We start from the raw sequence: 20,475 nt of genomic DNA, 5'->3' as shown, positions 1-20,475 counted from the left end.
GTTTAAAGTATATAATATAAAATGAAAATAGAGGAAACGTTTATAAAAGATTTAGTGATTGTAGAACCGACCATTTTTGGAGATGAACGAGGTTACTTTTTTGAATCTTATAGTAAAACTAAATTCGAGGACTTGGGAATTGACATTGAGTTCGTTCAGGACAATCAGTCCTTTTCTAAAAAAGGAACTTTGAGAGGTTTACATTATCAGAACCCTCCGTTTGCTCAAACAAAATTGGTTCGTGTTTTGGAAGGTGAAATTATTGATGTCGCTGTAGATTTAAGAAAAGATTCTCCAACTTTTGGGAAATCGTTTAGCATTTTATTGTCAGCAGAGAATAAAAAACAATTATTAGTACCTCAAGGATTTGCTCACGGATTTTCAGTTGTCAGCGAAACAGCGTCAGTAATGTATAAATGTGATCAATTTTATAATAAAGCTTCTGAAGGCGGAATTAAATTTGACGACCCTTCTTTAAATATTGATTGGGGAATGGATTTAAAAGAAGCCATTGTTTCTGAAAAAGATCAAATTCTTCCTTTTATTGAAAATTGTAATAGTTTATTTTAATGAAAAAGATTCTTGTAACTGGTGCAACAGGACAATTAGGGTCTGAGCTTTTAGTTTTATCTACATCTTATTCTCAATATGAATGGGTATTTGCAGACCGAACAAAAGTGACTTTAGATAATCTAGAATTATTGCAGTCTCAACTAAATGAAATTAGTCCAGATGTTATATTTAATTGCGGTGCTTATACAGCAGTAGATAAAGCCGAAAATGAAAAAGAGTTGGCATTTGCTGTAAACTGTGAAGCAGTAAAGTTAATAGCAAAATATGCAAAGGAGAATAGTACACAGTTAATTCACGTGTCTACTGATTATGTATTTGATGGAACTTCATCTATTGCTTTGAATGAAGAGGCAGAAACGAATCCGATAAATGTTTATGGAGAGAGTAAATTAGCCGGAGAATATTATTGCATAAAAGAATGCCCTAATTCAATTGTAATTAGAACTTCTTGGGTTTATAGCAAATTTGGAAATAACTTTGTTAAAACCATGCAGCGTTTAATGCAGGAAAGAGAAGAGATTAACGTGGTCAATGATCAGGTTGGCTCACCAACTTATGCTGCAGATTTAGCTCAGGCAATGATAAATATTCTTGAATCTTCAAAATGGATTCCGGGAATTTATAATTATTCAAATGAAGGAGAAATTAGCTGGTACGAATTTGCGTTAAGTATTAAAGAATTTGGTGCTTATAACTGTAAAGTAGGAGGGATTCCATCGTCATCTTACCCAACTCCTGCAAAACGTCCAAGTTTTTCATTGTTGAATAAAGAAAAAATAAAAACTCTTTATAATTTAGATGTACCAAATTATAAGGAAAGTTTAAAAAAAATGTTTGTCTAAAAATTTAACATTAGAATTTTAGGCGTTTTGAGTAATCAGAATCTAAAATCTAAAATCTAAAATTAAGATTTATGAAAGGAATTATATTAGCAGGAGGCTCCGGAACCCGTTTGCATCCTTTAACACTTGCCATGAGCAAGCAGATGATGCCTGTTTACGATAAACCAATGATCTATTATCCTTTGTCAACATTGATGATGGCTGGAATTAATGAAATTTTGATAATTTCGACGCCTCATGATTTGCCAAATTTTAAAAAGCTCTTAGGTGACGGAAGTGCCATTGGTTGCAGATTTAGTTATGCAGAACAGCCTAATCCAAATGGCTTGGCACAAGCTTTTGTAATTGGAGAAGATTTTATTGGAAACGATAAAGTGGCATTAGTTCTTGGAGATAATATCTTTTTTGGAACAAATATGCAGCAGTTATTAAAAGATAATGCAGATCCTGAAGGAGGCGTTGTTTTTGCCTATCATGTTTCTGACCCTGAAAGATATGGAGTAGTTGAGTTTGATGAGAATAAGAAGGCTGTTTCTATTGAAGAAAAACCTTTGGAGCCAAAATCAAATTATGCAGTTCCTGGATTATATTTTTATGATAATTCGGTTGTAGAGATTGCTAAGAATATTGAACCTAGCGCACGTGGTGAATACGAAATTACTGACGTGAATAAAGTTTATCTTGAAAAAGGAAAATTAAAAGTTGGTATTTTAAGTAGAGGAACAGCTTGGTTAGATACAGGGACTTTCAATAGTTTGATGCAGGCTGGTCAATTTGTTCAGGTTTTAGAAGAAAGACAAGGTTTAAAAGTAGGCTGTATTGAAGAAATTGCTTGGCGACAAGGGTTTATTAATGATGCTCAATTAGAGGAACTTGCATTACCTTTAGTGAAATCAGGATATGGAACATATTTATTAGAATTCTTAAGACAAAAGAAAAAAGGTGTTAAAATCTAATTTATATAAAGGAATGATTGTTTAAAACCTTTAATTTGTACTTTTGTAAGTTATACAAAGTTTACAAAATCAAACGGAACCAGAATTGGATACTGATAAATCAACCAAAATAGCTTCTATATTGCATAATTCTTTCTCACCAAGAAACTTGCGAGCTAGTATTAATAACCTAAGTTATTTGCCTAGGTGGATCATTATTGCCATTGATATAATGGTTTTGATCTTCTCGTTTACTTTTACCTATATGCTGTTTGAAGGAACAGCATTGGGATATATTATTACTTCCCATCAGTCTTTCTTTGTCTCGAGTCTAATTTGTATCAATATTTTTTTCTTTTGGTTGTTTAGGACATATTCAGGTATTATAAGGCATTCATCTTATATAGATGCTATAAAATTGTTGTTTTCTCAAATGTCAGTTTTGGTGTTTTTCTTGTTTTTTAATTTAGTTTTTGAACTATATACAGGACATAAAGCATTTTTAAACACTGCTCTTTTTATTAATTTGGTATTGTCATTCTGTGGATTGTTTTTATATCGTGTGATCGTAAAACAGACATTTGAATTGTATTTCTCTGAAAAAACAACCACAAAGTTAATCCGAACTGTAATTTATGGAACAGATGCCAATGCAATTTCTGTTGCCAATGCGTTGAAGTTTGAAACTCCTTCGAGATTTAAAATTGTTGGATTTGTCGACAAAAACAATCAGAATGCATCTAAGCGAATGTTGGATCTGCCTATTCTGATTTTAAGGAAAAAATTACCGGCTTTAATGCGTTCCGTAGCTGCAGAAGGTGTTATTATTGCTGATAAAAGTTTGTCTAAAGACGAACAATTAATTATTGTAGACCAGTGTTTAGAGTTTAATTACAGAGTATATACCGTTCCGTTGATTTCGGATTGGGAGAATCAAAAAGAGATTTCTCAAAAAGTAAAAAATATTCAGATTGAAGATTTATTAGAAAGAAAACCTATTGTTCTGGACAGTAAATCAATCTCAAAACAGTTAAAAGACAAAACAGTTCTTATTACTGGTGCAGCGGGATCTATAGGAAGTGAAATTGTTAGACAGGTTCTTGGTTTTAATCCTAAAATGGTTGTTATTTTGGATCATGCCGAAACGCCGCTTCATAATTTGTGTTTGGAAACCGCAACATTTGGTTCCGAATCAAAAATTATTGCCGTAATTGCTGATGTAAGAAGTAAGAAAGCATTGGAAAAAGTTTTCAAAAACTATAATCCCCATGTTGTTTTTCACGCTGCGGCATATAAACATGTTCCATTAATGGAAGAAAATCCGGCACAGGCTATTCATACGAATATTAAAGGAACTAAAAATTTAGCAGACTTATCCTGTAAGTACCATGTTAAAAAATTTGTTATGGTTTCGACAGATAAAGCTGTGAATCCTAGTAATGTGATGGGAGCAAGTAAACGAATTGCTGAAAAATACGTTCAATCTTTATTTTTAAAAAATCAGAGAGAGAATGGTGGAGAGAGTAATACTAAATTCATCACAACACGTTTCGGAAACGTTTTAGGTTCAAATGGATCAGTAGTTCCTTTGTTTACGAAACAGATTGCAGAAGGCGGTCCCGTAACTATAACCCATCAGGATATTATTCGCTATTTTATGACTATTCCGGAAGCTTGCCAGTTAGTTCTGGAAGCTGGGGCAATGGGGAACGGAGGAGAGATTTATATTTTCGATATGGGTAAACCTGTAAAGATTATCGATTTGGCTAAGAAAATGATTAAGCTTGCCGGTTTTATTCCTGATAAAGAAATAAAGATTAAAGTTGTTGGTCTTAGACCCGGAGAGAAGCTTTATGAAGAGTTGTTAAACGATACTTCTAAAACTTTACCAACGTATCACAATAAAATTATGATCGCACAGGAAATTCAGGACGAGTATGAGAATTTACATATCGAGATTGATGAACTTATTGGAATAGCTGATTTTTACGATAATGAAGATATTGTAGCCAAAATGAAAAAAATTGTTCCTGAATTTAAAAGTATGAATTCTACTTTTGAAGTTCTGGATAAGTAATTTCGCAATGTTTGAATTAAGTTTTGATTCTATAATATAAAAGGTGTTTCTTTAGAAAGCACCTTTTTTGCTTTTAAAATGATTTTTAGCGCATAAAAATCCTATTAATTAAAAACTGGAGTAATTATTTGCAGTTAAAAAAATGAATAAATTTTAAGGAATAGCTTTATCAATGATATAGTTGTAGATTGTTCCTGATAAAATAATAAAATGAACAACAATAGCCCCAATGATTGGTTGTTTGAAATAACACCTAAAAATAAGTTCTTTTCGTTAAACTTAAAAGAAGTTTGGCAGTATCGTGACTTATTATTTCTTTTCGTAAAACGTGACGTAATTACGGTTTATAAACAAACTGTTTTAGGTCCGCTTTGGTATCTGATTCAGCCATTGTTTACCTCCGTAACTTTTACAATAATATTCAATAATGTTGCCGGAATTGAGACAGGAACTGTTCCTCCATTTTTATTTAATCTGGCGGGAATAACAGTTTGGAATTATTTTACTGCCTGCCTGACTGGGACATCAGACACTTTTAAGGCTAATGCCGCGATTTTTGGAAAAGTATATTTTCCGAGGATCATTACTCCTCTGTCCGTTGTAATTTCAAATCTTGTAAAGTTCGGAATACAATTTTTTATTTTTATTGGATTCTATATTTTCTACTATTTTCAAGGAGCAGATTTAAGTCTAAACAGTCTTGTTTTATTTTTTCCTGTTTTAATAATCATAATGGGGATTTTAGGATTAGGTCTGGGAATGCTTATCTCAGCGATGGTAACAAAATATCGCGACTTTAGTCATTTAATTGGTTTTGGTATACAATTATTGATGTATTTGTCAGCAGTAATGTATCCTATGGAACTTATTAAAGATAAATTACCGGCTTATGGCTGGCTTGTTGTATATAATCCATTAGCTTATATTATCGAAACTGCCCGTTTCATGTTATTGAATGTAGGTAATATTTCGGTTTTGGGATTGACTTATACTTTAATTGTAACTATAACAATATTTTTTATCGGACTTCTGGTTTTTAATAAAACAGAGAAAAGTTTTATAGATACTGTTTAATTAATGATTTACCATTCAGAATTGGAAAAAGATATAATATTAAAGGCCGAAAACATTTCTAAACAATATCGTTTAGGAGAAGTAGGTACCGGAACCTTGAGTCATGACATTAATCGTTGGTGGCACAAAATAAGAGGTAAAGAAAATCCCTATTTAAAAATTGGGGATACAAATGATCGCTCTACCAAGGGGAGCTCAGATTATGTTTGGGCACTGCAAGACATTAATTTTGAAGTGGAACGAGGAGAAGTTCTCGGAATTATTGGCAAAAATGGAGCAGGAAAATCTACTTTGCTAAAAATCCTTTCAAAAGTGACAGCCCCAACTACCGGAAGTATTAAATATCGTGGACGAATAGCATCTTTATTAGAGGTTGGTACAGGTTTTAACGGAGAAATGACCGGTAGAGAAAATATCTTCCTGAATGGTGCCATTCTTGGAATGACCAAAAAGGAAATTACCTCAAAACTTGATGAAATTATAGAATTTTCAGGTTGTGAACGTTACATTGATACACCAGTAAAGAGATACAGTTCCGGAATGACCGTTCGATTGGCTTTTGCGGTAGCTGCTTTTTTAGAACCTGAAATATTGGTTATTGATGAAGTTTTAGCAGTTGGAGATGCCGAGTTTCAGAAAAAAGCGATCGGTAAGATGCAGGATATATCTAAGGGAGAAGGCAGAACTGTTTTATTTGTAAGTCATAATATGGCGGCAGTAAAGAGTTTGTGTACAAAGGGATTAGTTTTAGTTAATGGGAAAGTAGCAATGCAGGGAGCTGTAGAAGATGCGGTTAGTTATTATTTAAGTAAAGATTTTCAATCCTTGAATAAAAAAGCTTTTTCGTCAGAATATGATAGAGATGAATTTACGTTACATGAAATAAGTTTAAATTCATTAGGTAAAGACACAGATACCCCTTTAGACGAGTATCAAAAAATAGAGATTAATACACTATTCTCTCTTAAAGGCAATTCGAAAAAATTACATCTTACTTATGTTCTAAATAATGAAATGGGCGAACCACTTTTTACTTTTTCTCACGCAAATAATAATTTGAAATTGAGTAGTGGTTTGAATAATATAAAATGCACTTTTCCTGAAGGATTTTTAAATATCGGAACATATTATTTATCCATTTACATAATAGAGAATTCGAAAACGACCCTATTTGTTGAAAAAGATATTATGTCATTTATTGTTCAGGAAGGAGAGCGATCTATTGGCTCATGGATGGGTAAAGAACCAGGATTTATAAAACCTAAATTTGAATGGACAATTCAAAATAATTAAAAGTTAAATGAAGAGAAAAATAAAAAACACACTTAAATTATTTCTTAGAAGTTTAGGTTATACTTTGACTAGAGTAAATGCAGTTAACCCTGCTAAAATTGATATAAATAGTAAAAATTTATTATTGTCCAATTTTTATAATAATTTAAAGAGGTTCAATTTTCAACCAAAGCATATTGTTGATATTGGTGCAAATCATGGAACGTGGACAAGGGAGGTCCTACAATATTTCCCTGATGCATATTACACTTTAGTTGAGCCACAAAACTGGCTTAAAGAATCGGTAAGCGATATTTTAGAAACAAATCCTAAAGTTCAGTTTTACCCTGTTGGCGCTGGAGCGAAAAGTGGATCTTTTCTTTTTACAATTTTGGATCGGGATGATAGCTGTTCTTTCAGATATACTAAAGAAGAAGCGGTAGAAGCAGGATTAGAGCAATTGGAAATTCCGGTAGTAACTTTAAATGAGTTACTATCTAAAAGCGAAATTCCTGTCCCGGATATTATTAAAATCGATGCAGAAGGTTTGGATATCGAAGTATTGAAAGGAGCAAGTGATTTTTTTGGGAAAACTGAAATATTTATGGTGGAGGCTGGAGTAGTAAATAAGATATTTGATAACAGCTTTTTGACATTAATCAATTTCATGGATGAAAAAGGTTATCGGTTATTTGAAATTACTGATTTAAACCGACCCTTCGAAAAACAAGTTTTGTGGCTCGTGGAATTAGTATTTGTTAATAAGAATGGTTTTATCGATTCCCAAATTATCATATAATGATTGCAGTAACCAAAACTTTTCTACCTCCCTTACCAGAATATACAAAACAAATTCAGCGCGCTTGGGATAATGAATGGCTAACCAATAGAGGTGAACTCGTGTTGGAACTTGAAGAAAAATTGAAAGAATATCTGGAAGTTTCAAATATTATAATTACTAACAATGGAACTGTACCCCTACAAATTGCGTTGAAGTTGTTAGGAGATAGAGGTGAAATTATAACCACACCATTTAGTTATGTAGCAACAACGGCATCAATAGTTTGGGAAAGTTGTACGCCAGTTTTTGTAGATATTCATTCAGAATATTTAACCATTGATGAAACGAAGATAGAGGAGGCTATTACATCAAAAACGACAGCAATATTAGCGACTCATGTTTTTGGTAATCCATGCAATGTTATCGCTATCGAATCTATTGCAAAAAAGTATAATTTGAAGGTTATTTATGACGCGGCACATTGTTTTGGTATGCAGTTTAATAACAAGTCTATTTTTAATTATGGAGATATTAGTACTTGTAGCTTTCATGCGACCAAGTTATTTCATACAGGAGAAGGTGGAGCTATGTTTGCTAATGATTTAGATTTAAGGCATAAATTATTTTACTCTCATAATTTTGGACATAATGGACCATTAGCATTTCATGGTTTAGGAATTAATGGTAAAATATCGGAACTGCAGGCTGCTATGGGATTGGCCATTTTTCCTTATATGGATCAAATAATTAGAGAGAGAAAAAATCTAGTCCATTTTTATAACGATAATCTGGATTTTACTAAAGTATATTCTATTAAGATTAGAGAGAATACAGATTGGAATTATAGTTATTATCCCTTAATTTTTGAGAATGAAGGACAATTACTTAAGACTCAAAAAAACTTAAATGACAATGAAATTTTTCCACGACGATATTTTTACCCATCTTTAAATACTATTGAGTATGTTAATAGTGCTAAGATGCCTGTTTCTGAAAGTGTAGCGTCTCGTATAATGTGTTTGCCATTGTATGTTGGTCTACAATTAACGGAGTTAGAAAAAATTGTTTCAATTATTAATACCAGTTTATGTTAATTATAGGAGCTAAAGGTTTTGCGAAAGAAGTTCTGGAGGTAGTGCATCAATTAAAGCAAACGGATAACTTGGTGTTTTATGATGATGCGAATAATGATATAAATGGATTTTTATTTAATAAATTTCCTGTTTTAAAAACTCTTCACGATGCAACGACATATTTTACGACGATAGATAACAGGTTTACAATAGGAATTGGTAATCCAGTATTAAGAAAACAGCTTCATGATAAATTTGTTGCGCTAGGTGGTGTTTTTACTTCTACAATAAGCCCTCTTGCTGTTATCGGTAATTTTGGTAATGAAATTGGAGTAGGGGCCAATATCATGACCGGAACTGTAATCACAGCTGATGTTATTGTTAAAAAAGGTTCTCTAATTAATTTAAATTGTACAATAGGTCATGATTGTATTATAGGTGAATTTGTAGAATTATCCCCAGGAGTGAATATATCCGGAAATTGTGTCCTTGGTGACTATACTGTTTTGGGAACTAATGCAACTGTTTTGCCTAAAGTCAGAATAGGTAAAAATGTTGTTGTTGGCGCTGGTACCGTTGTTACTAAAGACGTTCCTGATAATTGTCTAATTGTTGGAATACCAGGTAAAATTATTAAAGAACTGGAGGAATTGCGATTTTAATAATGAATCGAAATTTAAAAGTAAGTGTTTGTATGATTACTTATGGCCATGAGAAGTTTATTCTTCAGGCTATAGAGGGAGTTTTAATGCAGGAATGTGATTTTGAAGTTGAGCTGATTATCGCTAATGACTGTTCCCCTGATAAAACAGATTTAGTCGTACAGAACGTCTTAAAAAACCACCCCAGAAAATCATGGGTTAAGTACTTTAATTATGCCCAGAATAAAGGGATTATGTCAAATTTATTTTTTGCTTTGGAACAATGTTCAGGAACTTATGTTGCAATGTGCGAAGGAGACGATTACTGGATCACTAAAGACAAACTTCAAAAACAGGTTGATATTTTAGAAAAGAATAAAGAAGTAGGCTTAGTATACTCTAATACAAAGCAATTTATTGAGAAAACAGGACAATTTATAGAATCACCAGCAAGATTTGTGCAAAGCGAGGAAGAGGTGATTCCTGAAATGCTAAAAAGTAAATTTGTTGAATTTGCTTCTACCGTTTTTAGAAAAACAATTTTAGACAGGGTTATAAAAATACTCCGTAAAGAGCTTGAAGGTAAAGTAATAGGCGACACCAGAATAATCCTTGAAACGGTATATAGATCAAGATTGTACCATTTAAACGAAACAACAGCAGTATATAGAATTCTTGAAGGTAGTGCAAGTCATCCTAAAGAAATTGAGAAATACATCTTTGCATTAAAAGACACCTATTTTTGCAGGAAGAGTTTTGTTGAACGAAATAATTTAAACAGAATTTGGCTGTCAGATTCTATTTGTAATACGAATAGAGGATTAATAAATACCGCTTTTGTAAGTAAGAAATATTTAGATACTTTAAAATTGCTGAAAAATCTATTAATTTTAGAAGTTTTTAAATTTTGTAGTTGGAGTGTTTTCAGAAGAAAAATGAAAGCTGATATTTGGTTAAAACTTCTTTTATCACTTGTTGGCCTGGGTGTTTTAAGACAGAAATTAAGATGAAAAAAAAACCTACTGTTAGTGTTTGTATGATTACCTATGGCCACGAAAATTATATTCGTGAAGCAATTAAGGGAGTTCTGATGCAAGAATGTAATTTCGATATAGAACTAATTATTGCAAATGATTGTTCTTTGGATAGGACTGACGAAATTATTAGGGAAATTTTAGAAAATCATCCTAAGAAATATACGGTTAAATATTTTAGTCATGAAACCAATTTAGGGATGATGTCTAATTTTACGTTTGCCACCCGGCAATGTTCAGGAAAATATATTGCACTTTGCGAAGGTGATGATTATTGGACAGATCCTTTAAAACTTCAAAAACAAGTTGATTTTTTAGAGAGTAATCCAGATTATGTACTTTGCTTTCATGCAGTAAATATTTTAAAATTAGATGGTGAGATTGTAGAAGATTTTATTACAAAAGTTCCTGAAAATTATGAGGATATAGAAACTTTAGCAAGATTAGGAAACTATATTCATACTCCATCTGTCGTTTTTAGAAATGTAATAATAAAAATTCCATTTGAATTTTTATTGAGTCCAATCGGCGATTATTTTTTGTATATGTTACTTGCAGAAAAGGGTAAATTGAAATATTTAAAGGAAAATATGGCAATTTATCGATATAATGTTGGGATACATTCTACAAACTCTAAATTAATGAGCATAAAAAAAACGCTTAATTTTTTTGTATGTCTGCTTTCTTATCTTGAAGATGAAAAGTTAAAAAATATTATTCTTGAGAGACAAATGTTAGTCGTAGATAATTTAGAAAAAGTTGTTAGAGAAGAATATGAAAATTATTTTTTGCCTAAAATAATCAGAAAATTAAAGCATATCAGAAAGAAAGTTCGAAGGATACTGCAATAATTGTTTCTTAAATTTTTATTTTTAAATGAACTACACCGTCAGTATTTTTATACTTACCTATAATCAGGAAGAATTTATTTCGCAGACCATAGAAAGTATCTTAAATCAAAAAGTGAATTTTTCCTTTCAATTAGTGATAGGAGAAGATTGTAGTTCTGATAACACCAGAGCCGTTTGTGAAGAATTTGTTCACAGCTATGGAGATAAGATAAAATTGCTTCCAAGTCCTCAAAAGAATATGGGGCTTATCTCCAATTATATGCGAACGATAAAAGAATGTGATGGGAAATATATAGCAATATGTGATGGAGATGATTATTGGACAGATTCTTTAAAACTTCAAAAACAAGTTGATTTTTTAGAACAAAATCAAGAATACAATATCGTTCACACTAATTTGAAGTTGTTGCTTACTGACGGGAGCTTTGAAGAAGTTTTACATCACAAAAAAAACTACAGCTTATCAACCTTTGCAGATTTAATAGAAAACAATACGATTTATTCTGTAACTGCAATGTTTAGGAATATTCAAAAATATGATGCATTGCCTTCCTGGATTTTAAAGTATCCGTATGGAGATTTGCCGACTTATTTATGGACTTTAAAGAATGAAGGTAAAATTTATTGTTTGGAAGATATAACAGCAGTTTATAGACTTAATATCGGAGTCGCTTCAAAATTAGTTAATCAAAAAGAAATAGTAAAGTCAATATTGAAGGATGCTTATGAGGATATAAACTTTAAAAATAAAAGAAAAATCTTTCAAAAACATTTTTACTACCAAAAATGCTTTGAAATCGTTAAGTTAAATAGACAGAAGAAATATTCTAAAGCCTTTTTTAAATTAATACGAGTATGGATTATCACGCCAACTAAATTAAACTCGTTAAGAGTATACTTGAGCTCACTTAAAAAGGAATTGTTTTGATGATAAAAGAGTTTAAAAGGATATTGAAACCAATTTTTAATAGTATACTTGGATGTTTTTACCTTGCTCAATTTGAATTGGTCAAGGGGTATAAAATTAAATCAGCAGAGAATGTTTTCTTTTTTCCTTATTATCATTTAGGTGGAGCTGAACGGGTTCATATTGCAATTTTAAAAGCATTGAAAGATCAAAAATGTACTATTGTTTTTACACATGGTTCTGCAACAAAAAGTTTTTATAAAGAATTTAAATCTTGCGGAAATGTTATTGAATTGAATCCAATTTTGAATAAAAAAAACAGATGGGTTAATCATAAACTGCAAAATAAAATTATTCAAATAATTAATTCGAGCAAGTCAGTTAAAACGATATTTGGCTGTAATACAGATTATTATTATGACATATTGCCCAAAATTAAAGGAACAATTATAAAAAACGACCTGTTTCATAGTTTTGTAGAAAATGATCGCCGTGAAGATGCGATTGTAAATTCAGCACCGTTAATTACAAATCGAATTGTTATCAATGAGGCAGCCAGGCAAGATATTCTAAAGTTTTATTTAAAATACAAAGTTGATTCTTCTTATTCTGATAAACTGCAAATTATAGAAAATGGAATTGAATTCGATGAAGCTGTTTTTGGCGAAAAAAAAGAGGATAAGTTTAAAATCGGTTTTATTGGAAGATGGTGTGAAGAGAAACAGCCATTAGTTTTTCTGGAAATTGCAAAAAAAGCAAGGAGCAAATATCCTTTCATTTCTTTTGTAATGGCAGGGTCGGGGATGAAAAGCAATTTGGATATAATTGTGGCATCCGGTGTTGATTTTTTGGGTGAAATAACAGACAAAACGATTTTGGATAAATTGTATAAAGAATTGCACTTGGTTCTTTTGCCTTCTTTATATGAGGGATTCCCAATGGCTATTATGGAATCAATGGCTTATGGTGTTATCCCAATTTCAACAAATGTTGGGGGTATTAGTGAACATATTTCTAATCATGAAAATGGAATTTTAATTGAAAGTATTGAAGAAGAACAAATTATTAATGATTTTGTATTTGAAATTGAGAAAATGATTTTGTATAAAAAACAAAGAGAGACTATTTCAAAAAATGCATTTGAATACTCAAGAGCAAACTTTGGGATTGAGAAATTTAATGACAGCTACAGAAAGTTATTTTAACTCTTAGTTTTGTATAAAAAACTTATAAATTCAACAATAGATTATGATAACCTTAGTCCTAACGAATCGTAATCGTGATTTACGTATCGTAAAAAAATGTCTTGATTCGCTACAGCAACAGAATACAGCTAGATTTACTTGTTTTCTGGTTGATTATGGAAGTGACTTAGATTATTTGCCGGAGCTAAAGGTATTGTTATTGCAGTTCCCAAAAATAACATTTATTTCATGCCCCGTTTCCGGGCAGCTATGGAACAAATCCCGTGCAATAAATATTGCTTTGCAGCAAGCCACCTCAGAATATTTTTTGGTAGGGGATATAGACTTGATTTTTAGTCCAAATTTTATTCAAAAATGTTATGATTTAATGACAGTTGATGAGGTGCATTATTTTCAGTATGGATTCTTATCTCAGAAGGAATCCTTGTTAGATAAAGAATTCAAAGATTATAAAGTTGATTTTGCAGGAAGCGATGAGGTCACCGGGACAACTATTTTTCCAACTTCGGCATTAAAAAAGTTAAACGGTTACGATGAATTTTATCATGGATGGGGAGCTGAAGATACCGATATTCACATTCGAATGAAAAATGCAGGATTAAAGGTTACTTTTTATGATCAGAAAATTTTAATAAAACACCAATGGCATCCAAAGGCTTATCGAAGTAAGCAAAGTCAGCATCCATTTCAGAGCCAGCTAGAGCGTATAAATCAATTTTATATGCATCAGACCCTTCAAAGTAAAAGAACAGTAATAAATGACAAACTGGGTTTTGGCAAAGAAACAGTATTTTCAGAGTATGAAAAACTTGATCAAAAAGCAGATTCCGATCTTCGTTTAAATAATTCCCAAATAATTTTAGAAGCACTTTTTGCTCAAATGGATAATTTTTCAGGTGAGACAGTTCAGATTACCATTGAAAAAGTTTCATTTTCGGTTCTATTAAAAAGTAGAATTAAGCAGTTATTAGGGAGAAAATATTTATCCTATATACCAATGGAAAATATAAATAATACAATTTTACTTCAAATTATTAAAACTTACAGAAACAATCCTTATCGATATACTTTTGATCGTCAAAAAAATATCATTACTCTAATCATCCGATTTTAATTATGAAAATTGTAATGGTTTCAATACCATCACTTCATTTTTTTCGATGGGCTGATCAGTTGAAAGATTCAGGACATGAGGTGTTTTGGTTTGATATTTCGGGGATGGCCGTCAAATCCGATAAATTGAGTTGGCTGCATCAGAAAGTAAATTGGAAATTGAAATACAATTTTCCCGGAAGAATATTTGCAAAAACTCATTTTCCTAAGACCTATAAATTTTTGCAGCGTTACAATGAACATGAGACAGCTGCTGTTTTTGAAAAATATCTAAGTGAAATTCAACCAGATGCAGTCCATAGTTTTGCTTTGCAGTTGTCAGGTTTGTCTATATTACCTGTAATGAACAAATACCGCAGCGTAAAATGGATTTTTTCATCGTGGGGAAGCGATGTTTTTTATTCTAAAGAAATCGGAATTGAAGATAACAAAGCTGAAGAATGTTTTAAAAGAATCGATTACTTAATTACAGATTGTAATCGTGATTACAAAATTACTTTAGAGAAAGGTTTCATGAAAACTTTTTTAGGAGTTTTTCCTGGAAATGGAGGAGTCAATTTTGATACAATACCATCAGAGTTAAATGATAGCCAAAGAAAGATTATTTTAATCAAAGGTTATAATGACGAAATTGGCCGAGGGATAAATATAGTTAAGGCATTCGATGAAGAACTAATTTCATTAGTAGAAAATTATGAAGTTGTTATTTTCGGAGCAGATGAAACGATACAAAAGTATATTGCCCAAAATAATAGGTTTAACAAACTAAAATGTACATTGTATTTAAAGAATAATTTTATTTCTAATGTCGATTTAATAAGTTTGATGGGTACAAGTTATATTTATATCGGTAACAGTCTTTCAGATGGTATCCCTAATGCATTAATTGAAGCAATGGGAATGGGAGCTTTCCCTATTCAATCTAATCCGGGTAGGGTTACAGAAGAAATTATAGAGAATGGTGTAAACGGATTTTTGATAAATGATGCAGAAGATATAGCCGAAATAAAACGCTTAATAATTAAAGCTATAAATAATAAAAAAATAATTACCCGTGCTTTATTGTACAACATAGAAAATGTTAGAAATAAATACGATAGAGTAAAAGTAAGAGAACAGATTTTAAAATTATATGGAGAAATTGCTTGTGAGATTAATAAATAAAATTAAAAATTTCAATAAATCTAAAAAGCAAGTCAGCAATGCTGAAGATAGATTAGAGAAAATAACTGCATTGCGATCAGAAAAAAAATCCGACATTGAAAGATGGAGTCAGAACGAAGAGCTTTATGAAGACTGGAATGAAAGAACAAAAATATTAGGTGATTATATTCACCCTAATGCTACTATTCTTGAATTTGGAGCTGGAAATATGATTTTGAAAACTTATTTAAAAAATTATTCAAAATATACTCCATCAGATATTCTAAAGAGATTTGAAGAAACGGTAGTATGTGATTTAAATGAGCCAATTTCTCTAGATTTATTGGAGTATAATACGATCGTTTTTAGTGGAGTTTTGGAATATGTTTATGATATTGAAAATGTATTTAAACAAATTAAATCGAATACAAAACAAATTGTCTTGTCATACTGCTGTTCAGATATAGTAAAACTAACAAGAGAAAAGAATGGGTGGTTAAGTGATTACACTAGACCAGAGTTAGAACAAATATTCAAAAAGTACGATTTTGAAGTCGAAAGTTATACAGAGTGGAGACAACAATCTATTTATAATTTAAAACGAATAATCTAAATAGTTATGAAAAAGACAGCTATTATTCCGCTTAGAAAAGGATCAAAAGGAATACCTGGTAAAAATAAAAAAAAGATGTTAGGCCGTCCACTTTTTTCATGGGTATTGACCGAAGCTATTTTTTCTGATTTAGATGAAATCTATGTTTTTACGGACGATATCGAAATCATTACGTTTATTAAAAAAGAATATTACTGGTCACCAAAAGTAAAGGTAGAATTACGTGGAGAGCAGAATGCAAATGATACTGCTTCGACAGAAAGCGTTATGATAGAATTTGCAAATGAGGTAACGAACGATTTTGATATTTTTTGTTTGCTGCAAGCGACATCTCCAATGACAACTTCAGAAGATATTAATGCAGTTTTAAATGAGATTATTACCCATAAAAAAACAGCTGCATTGACAGTGGTTAATACACATCGTTTTACATGGAATTCAGAAGGGACGCCACAAAATTATGACATTTTTAATCGCCCGAGACGACAGGATTTTGAGGGTTTACTTATTGAAAACGGAGCTGTTTATGCCACTACGAAAGAGGCTTTTCTGGAAACTAAAAATCGTGTAAGCGGAACTATCGGATTAGTAAAAATGGAGGAAACCAGTTTGGTTGAAATCGATTCGATGACCGATTGGAAAATTGTAGAAGAACTTTTAGTAAACCGGCTTAAAAAAAGCAAATCACATCAGCGTATCGATTATTTAGTTTTGGATGTTGACGGTGTTTTTACAAATGGACAAGTATTTTATGCAGCTGAAGGAGAATTGGCAAAAGCATTTGACATGCGTGACGGAATGGGACTTGAGATATTACGCCAGCATAAGGTGGAAGTAATAGTTATGACGTCTGAAAATTCTGAATTAGTAGCCCAGCGAATGAAGAAACTTCAGATATCAAATACATTTTTAGGAGTTAAGGATAAATACTCGTTTTTGAGGCAATTTATTAAAGATAGAAATAGTAGTTTTGCCGCCGTTGCCTATATCGGAGATGATGTGAACGACCTGACTAATATTTGCAGTGTAGGATGGTCATTTACTCCGGCTGATGCAACAGAAATAGTAAAACAAAAAGCAGATTATCTGCTCACTAAGTCTGCAGCTGCAGGTGCTATTAGAGAAGCATGCGAGAAAATAATTGCCTACAATGAAAGATATGAATAGTTACAAAAAGCCTTATGTTATTGCTGAAATTGGATGTAATCATAAAGGAGAAATTGAAATAGCAAAAGAGCTAATCAAAATTGCTAAAATATTTTGCAATGCGGATGCGGTAAAATTTCAAAAGAGAAATAATAAAGAATTATTGACGGAAGTGCAATATAATGCCCCTCATCCAAATGCTTCTAATTCCTATGGTGATACTTATGGTGCGCATCGTGAATTTTTAGAGTTTGATTTAGCACAGCATGCAATTCTAAAACAATATTGCGAAGAAATTGGAATTGTGTATTCAACTTCTGTTTGGGATACAACTTCTGCAAAAGAAATTGCTTCTTTAAAACCGGAGTTTATTAAAATTCCATCAGCGTGTAATAATAATTACGAAATGTTATCCTGGCTTTGTGAAAATTATAGTGGAGAATTACATATTTCAACCGGAATGACCACAAAAGAAGAAACAGATGATTTAGTAAATTTCTTTATTCAAAAAAACAGAAATCAGGATTTAGTATTATACAATTGTACGTCGGGATATCCGGTACCTTTTGATGATGTATGTTTATTAGATATTAATATTCTAATTCAAAAATATGGAGACAAAGTAAAACACATTGGGTTTTCAGGTCACCATTTAGGTATTGCAGTAGATATTGCAGCTTTTACTTTGGGAGCAAACATCATCGAACGTCACTATACCATCGACAGAACATGGAAAGGAACCGATCATGCAGCTTCACTTGAACCAATGGGTTTACGCAAACTGTCAAGAGATTTAAATGCAGTTCATCAAGCGTTGACATTCAAAAAAACAGATATTCTGGCGATCGAGCAAGTGCAGCGGGATAAGCTTAAAAACCAAAAAGTTTAATCTCTTAGTCTATGAAAAGTATTCGGCTTTTTTGGTGGAATGAAAGAATTATTCAAGGGAAGACGAAAGAGAATTATGGTGATTTATTAGGGAAATATTTAGTTGAAAAGATTTCAGGAAAAAAAGTAATTTTTGCCTGGCCCAAAAAAAATAGAATTGCGGATTTATTTAATCCAATATATGTTACAATTGGAAGTATTTTAACCAATGTCAATCATAAATGTATTGTTTGGGGAAGTGGAATAATCAGCAAAGAATATCCAATTAAGAAAGCCCAATTTTTGGCAGTTAGAGGCCCGTATACGCGTAACTTTTTGTTAGAACAAAATCATGAAGTTCCCGAAGTTTTTGGAGATCCGGCTTTATTACTGCCTCGTTATTTTAATCCCCCAACAGAAAAAAAATATCGTTACGGAATTATTCCACATTATGACGACGCCGTTTTTATTGAAGCGATGAATCTGGAAACAGATGACATTTGCGTTCTTAGTATGATGACAAATGATATTGAAGGTAAAACCATCGAGTTTTTGCAATGTGAAAAAATTATTTCATCGTCTTTGCACGGTATCATTGTAGCACACGCTTACGGAATCCCGGCGGTTTGGCAGCGATTTTCAGATAAAGTTTTTGGAGATGACATCAAATATCAGGATTATTTTGAATCGGTAGAATTAGAAAATTACAAGCCTGAAATTAGATTAGATCCTTATAGTGCAAAAGAACTAGAAGCATTATTTGAACAGTTTCCAAGTCTACCAAAAGAAAATGTTTTAGAGAAGCTTAGAGACGGGCTAATGGAAGTTTGTCCTTTTGCTTAATGGTTTTGTTTATAAAAAAGAATTTAGAGTTTTTGAATAAGTAATTATTTGAAAAAGAAAATACACATGAAAAATAATATTTTTATCTTTTTGCCTGATGGTGTCGGATTGAGGAATTTTGCTTTTACAAAGTTTAAATCGATAGGCGAAGAGAATAATTTTAAAATTACGTACTGGAATAATACCCCTTTTTCACTTAACGGAGAGTTAAATTATGATGAGGTAAAAATTAAAGATCAAAAGATCCATCCTTTGACAACTGTTTTTGCCCGTGCCAGAAAACGAATTGAACTAAATATTTTTGATAAGAAATATAAAGAAACAGTTTATAATACTTACAATTTTCCTCAAAGTTACAGTTCGGTTACAAATGCAGCAAAAAGTATTTTAGTAGATCTTTTGGTTTTCTTTGGTTCTAATACCGCAGGAAATAAATTTGTTCGTGAACGTATTAAAAAATTGGAACGAAAATCATCTAAATATCAAAGCTGTAAATTGCAATTGCAAGAAAATAAACCCGATTTTATTTTTTGTACTAATCCGAGACCAACTCAGGCAATTGCACCAATTTTAGCTGCTAAAGACTTAGGAATTCCAACGGGAACTTTTATATTTTCATGGGATAATTTACCAAAAGCAACAACCCTAATCGAAACCGATTTTTATTTCGTCTGGAGCGATCACATGAAGAAAGAACTTCTGATGTATTGCCCTTATATTGCTTCGGAAAAGATATTCGTAACCGGAACACCACAATTTGAAAGTCATTTCGATTCGACTTTGATACAATCGAAAGAAGACTTTTTTGCAGAGCACAAATTAGATTTGGGCAGGAAGTATATTTGTTTTTCTGGTGATGACATTGTTACATCACCTCTGGATCAATATTATTTAGAAGACTTGGCCATCTCAGTTCGTGAATTGAATAAGCAAGGATATTCTTTAGGAATCATTTATCGTAAATGCCCGGTTGATTTTACAGATCGTTATGATGCAATTTTAAAAGAATATCAGGATGTCATTGTTTCAATTGATCCATTGTGGCGGCCAGTTGGTAAAAACTGGAATGAAATTATGCCTTCAAAAGAAGATTTTGCGCTGCAATCTAATATTTGCGAACATACTGAATTCGTTGGGAATATTGCTTCATCTATGGTTTTTGACTTTGTTGCTCATAATAAATCATGTTTGTTTTTTGATTACGAGCAGCCTCAATTAAAAAAGGGAATTAGAGACATAGGGCAAAACTATAATTATATTCATTTTCGCTCAATGCCTTCAAAAGAAGCTGCATTATGGATAAGAAGTAAAGAAAATTTAACTCAAACGGTTAAAGATATTATAGATGCAAGGTCATCAAGCGTTTTCGAAGGTAAAAAATGGTTTGAAGTAATAGTCGGACCAAATCCTACTATTGCGTCAGATAAGATTTGGAATAGTATAGATAGAATTTTAAAACAATAGGAAAGCGTTGAAAAGATTCGT

Annotated in this window: 20 protein-coding genes; all 20 read left to right on the top strand. The window is 31.8% G+C overall.

The window, feature by feature from the left end; translation table 11 throughout:
* Positions 1-21 precede the first annotated feature (21 nt).
* The 20 genes from rfbC (at position 22) to OLM58_RS04105 (ending at position 20,454) form a co-directional block, all read left to right on the top strand.
* On the top strand, positions 22-570 hold the full coding sequence (gene rfbC, locus OLM58_RS04200) for a dTDP-4-dehydrorhamnose 3,5-epimerase (RefSeq protein WP_264531327.1): 549 nt from the start codon (positions 22-24) through the stop codon (positions 568-570).
* Positions 570-1,415 (top strand): dTDP-4-dehydrorhamnose reductase, encoded by an 846-nt coding sequence (gene rfbD / locus OLM58_RS04195; RefSeq protein ID WP_264531326.1) that lies wholly within the window; start codon positions 570-572, stop codon positions 1,413-1,415. The genes rfbC and rfbD overlap by 1 nt, the downstream gene beginning before the upstream one ends.
* 71 nt (positions 1,416-1,486) lie before the next feature.
* Entirely contained in the window at positions 1,487-2,371 is an 885-nt protein-coding gene (gene rfbA / locus OLM58_RS04190) for a glucose-1-phosphate thymidylyltransferase RfbA (protein WP_264531325.1), read from the top strand.
* Positions 2,372-2,456: 85 nt separating this feature from the next.
* On the top strand, positions 2,457-4,427 hold the full coding sequence (locus OLM58_RS04185; RefSeq protein ID WP_264531324.1) for a polysaccharide biosynthesis protein: 1,971 nt from the start codon (positions 2,457-2,459) through the stop codon (positions 4,425-4,427).
* Between the two features lie 210 nt (positions 4,428-4,637).
* Entirely contained in the window at positions 4,638-5,501 is an 864-nt protein-coding gene (locus OLM58_RS04180; RefSeq protein ID WP_264531323.1) for an ABC transporter permease, read from the top strand.
* 3 nt (positions 5,502-5,504) lie between these two features.
* On the top strand, positions 5,505-6,794 hold the full coding sequence (locus OLM58_RS04175; protein WP_264531322.1) for a polysaccharide ABC transporter ATP-binding protein: 1,290 nt from the start codon (positions 5,505-5,507) through the stop codon (positions 6,792-6,794).
* Between the two features lie 7 nt (positions 6,795-6,801).
* A complete protein-coding gene (locus OLM58_RS04170) occupies positions 6,802-7,572 on the top strand; it encodes an FkbM family methyltransferase (protein ID WP_264531321.1) in 771 nt (256 codons plus the stop codon).
* The gene (locus OLM58_RS04165) at positions 7,572-8,648 is read left to right on the top strand and encodes a DegT/DnrJ/EryC1/StrS family aminotransferase (RefSeq protein ID WP_264531320.1); all 1,077 of its coding nucleotides are present in this window, start codon (positions 7,572-7,574) and stop codon (positions 8,646-8,648) included. The genes OLM58_RS04170 and OLM58_RS04165 overlap by 1 nt, the downstream gene beginning before the upstream one ends.
* On the top strand, positions 8,642-9,289 hold the full coding sequence (locus tag OLM58_RS04160) for a NeuD/PglB/VioB family sugar acetyltransferase (protein ID WP_264531319.1): 648 nt from the start codon (positions 8,642-8,644) through the stop codon (positions 9,287-9,289). Before OLM58_RS04165 ends, OLM58_RS04160 begins: the two co-directional genes overlap by 7 nt.
* A gap of 2 nt (positions 9,290-9,291) precedes the next feature.
* Positions 9,292-10,278 carry a glycosyltransferase gene (locus OLM58_RS04155; protein WP_264531318.1) on the top strand — a complete coding sequence of 329 codons (987 nt, stop codon included), beginning with the start codon at positions 9,292-9,294 and terminating at the stop codon, positions 10,276-10,278.
* Complete coding sequence (locus OLM58_RS04150) at positions 10,275-11,153, top strand: glycosyltransferase family 2 protein (RefSeq protein ID WP_264531317.1); 879 nt, start codon at positions 10,275-10,277, stop codon at positions 11,151-11,153. Before OLM58_RS04155 ends, OLM58_RS04150 begins: the two co-directional genes overlap by 4 nt.
* A gap of 25 nt (positions 11,154-11,178) precedes the next feature.
* Positions 11,179-12,081, top strand: a complete 903-nt coding sequence (locus OLM58_RS04145; protein WP_264531316.1) for a glycosyltransferase — start codon at positions 11,179-11,181, stop codon at positions 12,079-12,081.
* Positions 12,081-13,265, top strand: a complete 1,185-nt coding sequence (locus tag OLM58_RS04140; RefSeq protein WP_264532423.1) for a glycosyltransferase family 4 protein — start codon at positions 12,081-12,083, stop codon at positions 13,263-13,265. Before OLM58_RS04145 ends, OLM58_RS04140 begins: the two co-directional genes overlap by 1 nt.
* Positions 13,266-13,308: 43 nt before the next feature.
* A complete protein-coding gene (locus tag OLM58_RS04135) occupies positions 13,309-14,379 on the top strand; it encodes a glycosyltransferase family 2 protein (RefSeq protein WP_264531315.1) in 1,071 nt (356 codons plus the stop codon).
* Between the two features lie 2 nt (positions 14,380-14,381).
* On the top strand, positions 14,382-15,542 hold the full coding sequence (locus OLM58_RS04130) for a glycosyltransferase (protein WP_264531314.1): 1,161 nt from the start codon (positions 14,382-14,384) through the stop codon (positions 15,540-15,542).
* Entirely contained in the window at positions 15,511-16,134 is a 624-nt protein-coding gene (locus OLM58_RS04125; protein WP_264531313.1) for a class I SAM-dependent methyltransferase, read from the top strand. The genes OLM58_RS04130 and OLM58_RS04125 overlap by 32 nt, the downstream gene beginning before the upstream one ends.
* Positions 16,135-16,140: 6 nt before the next feature.
* Positions 16,141-17,301: an acylneuraminate cytidylyltransferase gene (locus tag OLM58_RS04120; RefSeq protein WP_264531312.1), complete on the top strand. Its 1,161-nt coding sequence runs from the start codon at positions 16,141-16,143 to the stop codon at positions 17,299-17,301.
* Entirely contained in the window at positions 17,294-18,169 is an 876-nt protein-coding gene (locus OLM58_RS04115) for an N-acetylneuraminate synthase family protein (RefSeq protein WP_264531311.1), read from the top strand. The genes OLM58_RS04120 and OLM58_RS04115 overlap by 8 nt, the downstream gene beginning before the upstream one ends.
* Before the next feature lie 11 nt (positions 18,170-18,180).
* Entirely contained in the window at positions 18,181-18,990 is an 810-nt protein-coding gene (locus tag OLM58_RS04110; RefSeq protein ID WP_264531310.1) for a polysaccharide pyruvyl transferase family protein, read from the top strand.
* 66 nt (positions 18,991-19,056) lie between these two features.
* Positions 19,057-20,454 carry a UDP-glycosyltransferase gene (locus OLM58_RS04105; RefSeq protein WP_264531309.1) on the top strand — a complete coding sequence of 466 codons (1,398 nt, stop codon included), beginning with the start codon at positions 19,057-19,059 and terminating at the stop codon, positions 20,452-20,454.
* The last annotated feature ends 21 nt before the right edge of the window (positions 20,455-20,475 follow it).

Source organism: Flavobacterium sp. N502540 (assembly GCF_025947365.1).
In the GTDB taxonomy this organism is placed as follows: Bacteria; Bacteroidota; Bacteroidia; order Flavobacteriales; family Flavobacteriaceae; genus Flavobacterium.
Note: the sequence above shows the minus strand (reverse complement) of the source record. Positions and strands in the feature narration are given on the sequence as shown.

Bases quoted from the DNA above. Each gene is read 5' to 3' on its own strand.
- rfbC (WP_264531327.1), top strand. From the start codon at position 22: ATGAAAATAGAGGAAACGTTTATAAAAGATTTAGTGATTGTAGAACCG.
- OLM58_RS04170 (WP_264531321.1), top strand. From the start codon at position 6,802: ATGAAGAGAAAAATAAAAAACACACTTAAATTATTTCTTAGAAGTTTA.
- rfbD (WP_264531326.1), top strand. From the start codon at position 570: ATGAAAAAGATTCTTGTAACTGGTGCAACAGGACAATTAGGGTCTGAG.
- OLM58_RS04150 (WP_264531317.1), top strand. From the start codon at position 10,275: ATGAAAAAAAAACCTACTGTTAGTGTTTGTATGATTACCTATGGCCAC.
- OLM58_RS04165 (WP_264531320.1), top strand. From the start codon at position 7,572: ATGATTGCAGTAACCAAAACTTTTCTACCTCCCTTACCAGAATATACA.
- OLM58_RS04105 (WP_264531309.1), top strand. From the start codon at position 19,057: ATGAAAAATAATATTTTTATCTTTTTGCCTGATGGTGTCGGATTGAGG.
- OLM58_RS04135 (WP_264531315.1), top strand. From the start codon at position 13,309: ATGATAACCTTAGTCCTAACGAATCGTAATCGTGATTTACGTATCGTA.
- OLM58_RS04155 (WP_264531318.1), top strand. From the start codon at position 9,292: ATGAATCGAAATTTAAAAGTAAGTGTTTGTATGATTACTTATGGCCAT.
- OLM58_RS04130 (WP_264531314.1), top strand. From the start codon at position 14,382: ATGAAAATTGTAATGGTTTCAATACCATCACTTCATTTTTTTCGATGG.
- OLM58_RS04145 (WP_264531316.1), top strand. From the start codon at position 11,179: ATGAACTACACCGTCAGTATTTTTATACTTACCTATAATCAGGAAGAA.
- OLM58_RS04140 (WP_264532423.1), top strand. From the start codon at position 12,081: ATGATAAAAGAGTTTAAAAGGATATTGAAACCAATTTTTAATAGTATA.
- OLM58_RS04125 (WP_264531313.1), top strand. From the start codon at position 15,511: ATGGAGAAATTGCTTGTGAGATTAATAAATAAAATTAAAAATTTCAAT.
- OLM58_RS04110 (WP_264531310.1), top strand. From the start codon at position 18,181: ATGAAAAGTATTCGGCTTTTTTGGTGGAATGAAAGAATTATTCAAGGG.
- OLM58_RS04175 (WP_264531322.1), top strand. From the start codon at position 5,505: ATGATTTACCATTCAGAATTGGAAAAAGATATAATATTAAAGGCCGAA.
- OLM58_RS04120 (WP_264531312.1), top strand. From the start codon at position 16,141: ATGAAAAAGACAGCTATTATTCCGCTTAGAAAAGGATCAAAAGGAATA.
- rfbA (WP_264531325.1), top strand. From the start codon at position 1,487: ATGAAAGGAATTATATTAGCAGGAGGCTCCGGAACCCGTTTGCATCCT.
- OLM58_RS04160 (WP_264531319.1), top strand. From the start codon at position 8,642: ATGTTAATTATAGGAGCTAAAGGTTTTGCGAAAGAAGTTCTGGAGGTA.
- OLM58_RS04180 (WP_264531323.1), top strand. From the start codon at position 4,638: ATGAACAACAATAGCCCCAATGATTGGTTGTTTGAAATAACACCTAAA.
- OLM58_RS04115 (WP_264531311.1), top strand. From the start codon at position 17,294: ATGAATAGTTACAAAAAGCCTTATGTTATTGCTGAAATTGGATGTAAT.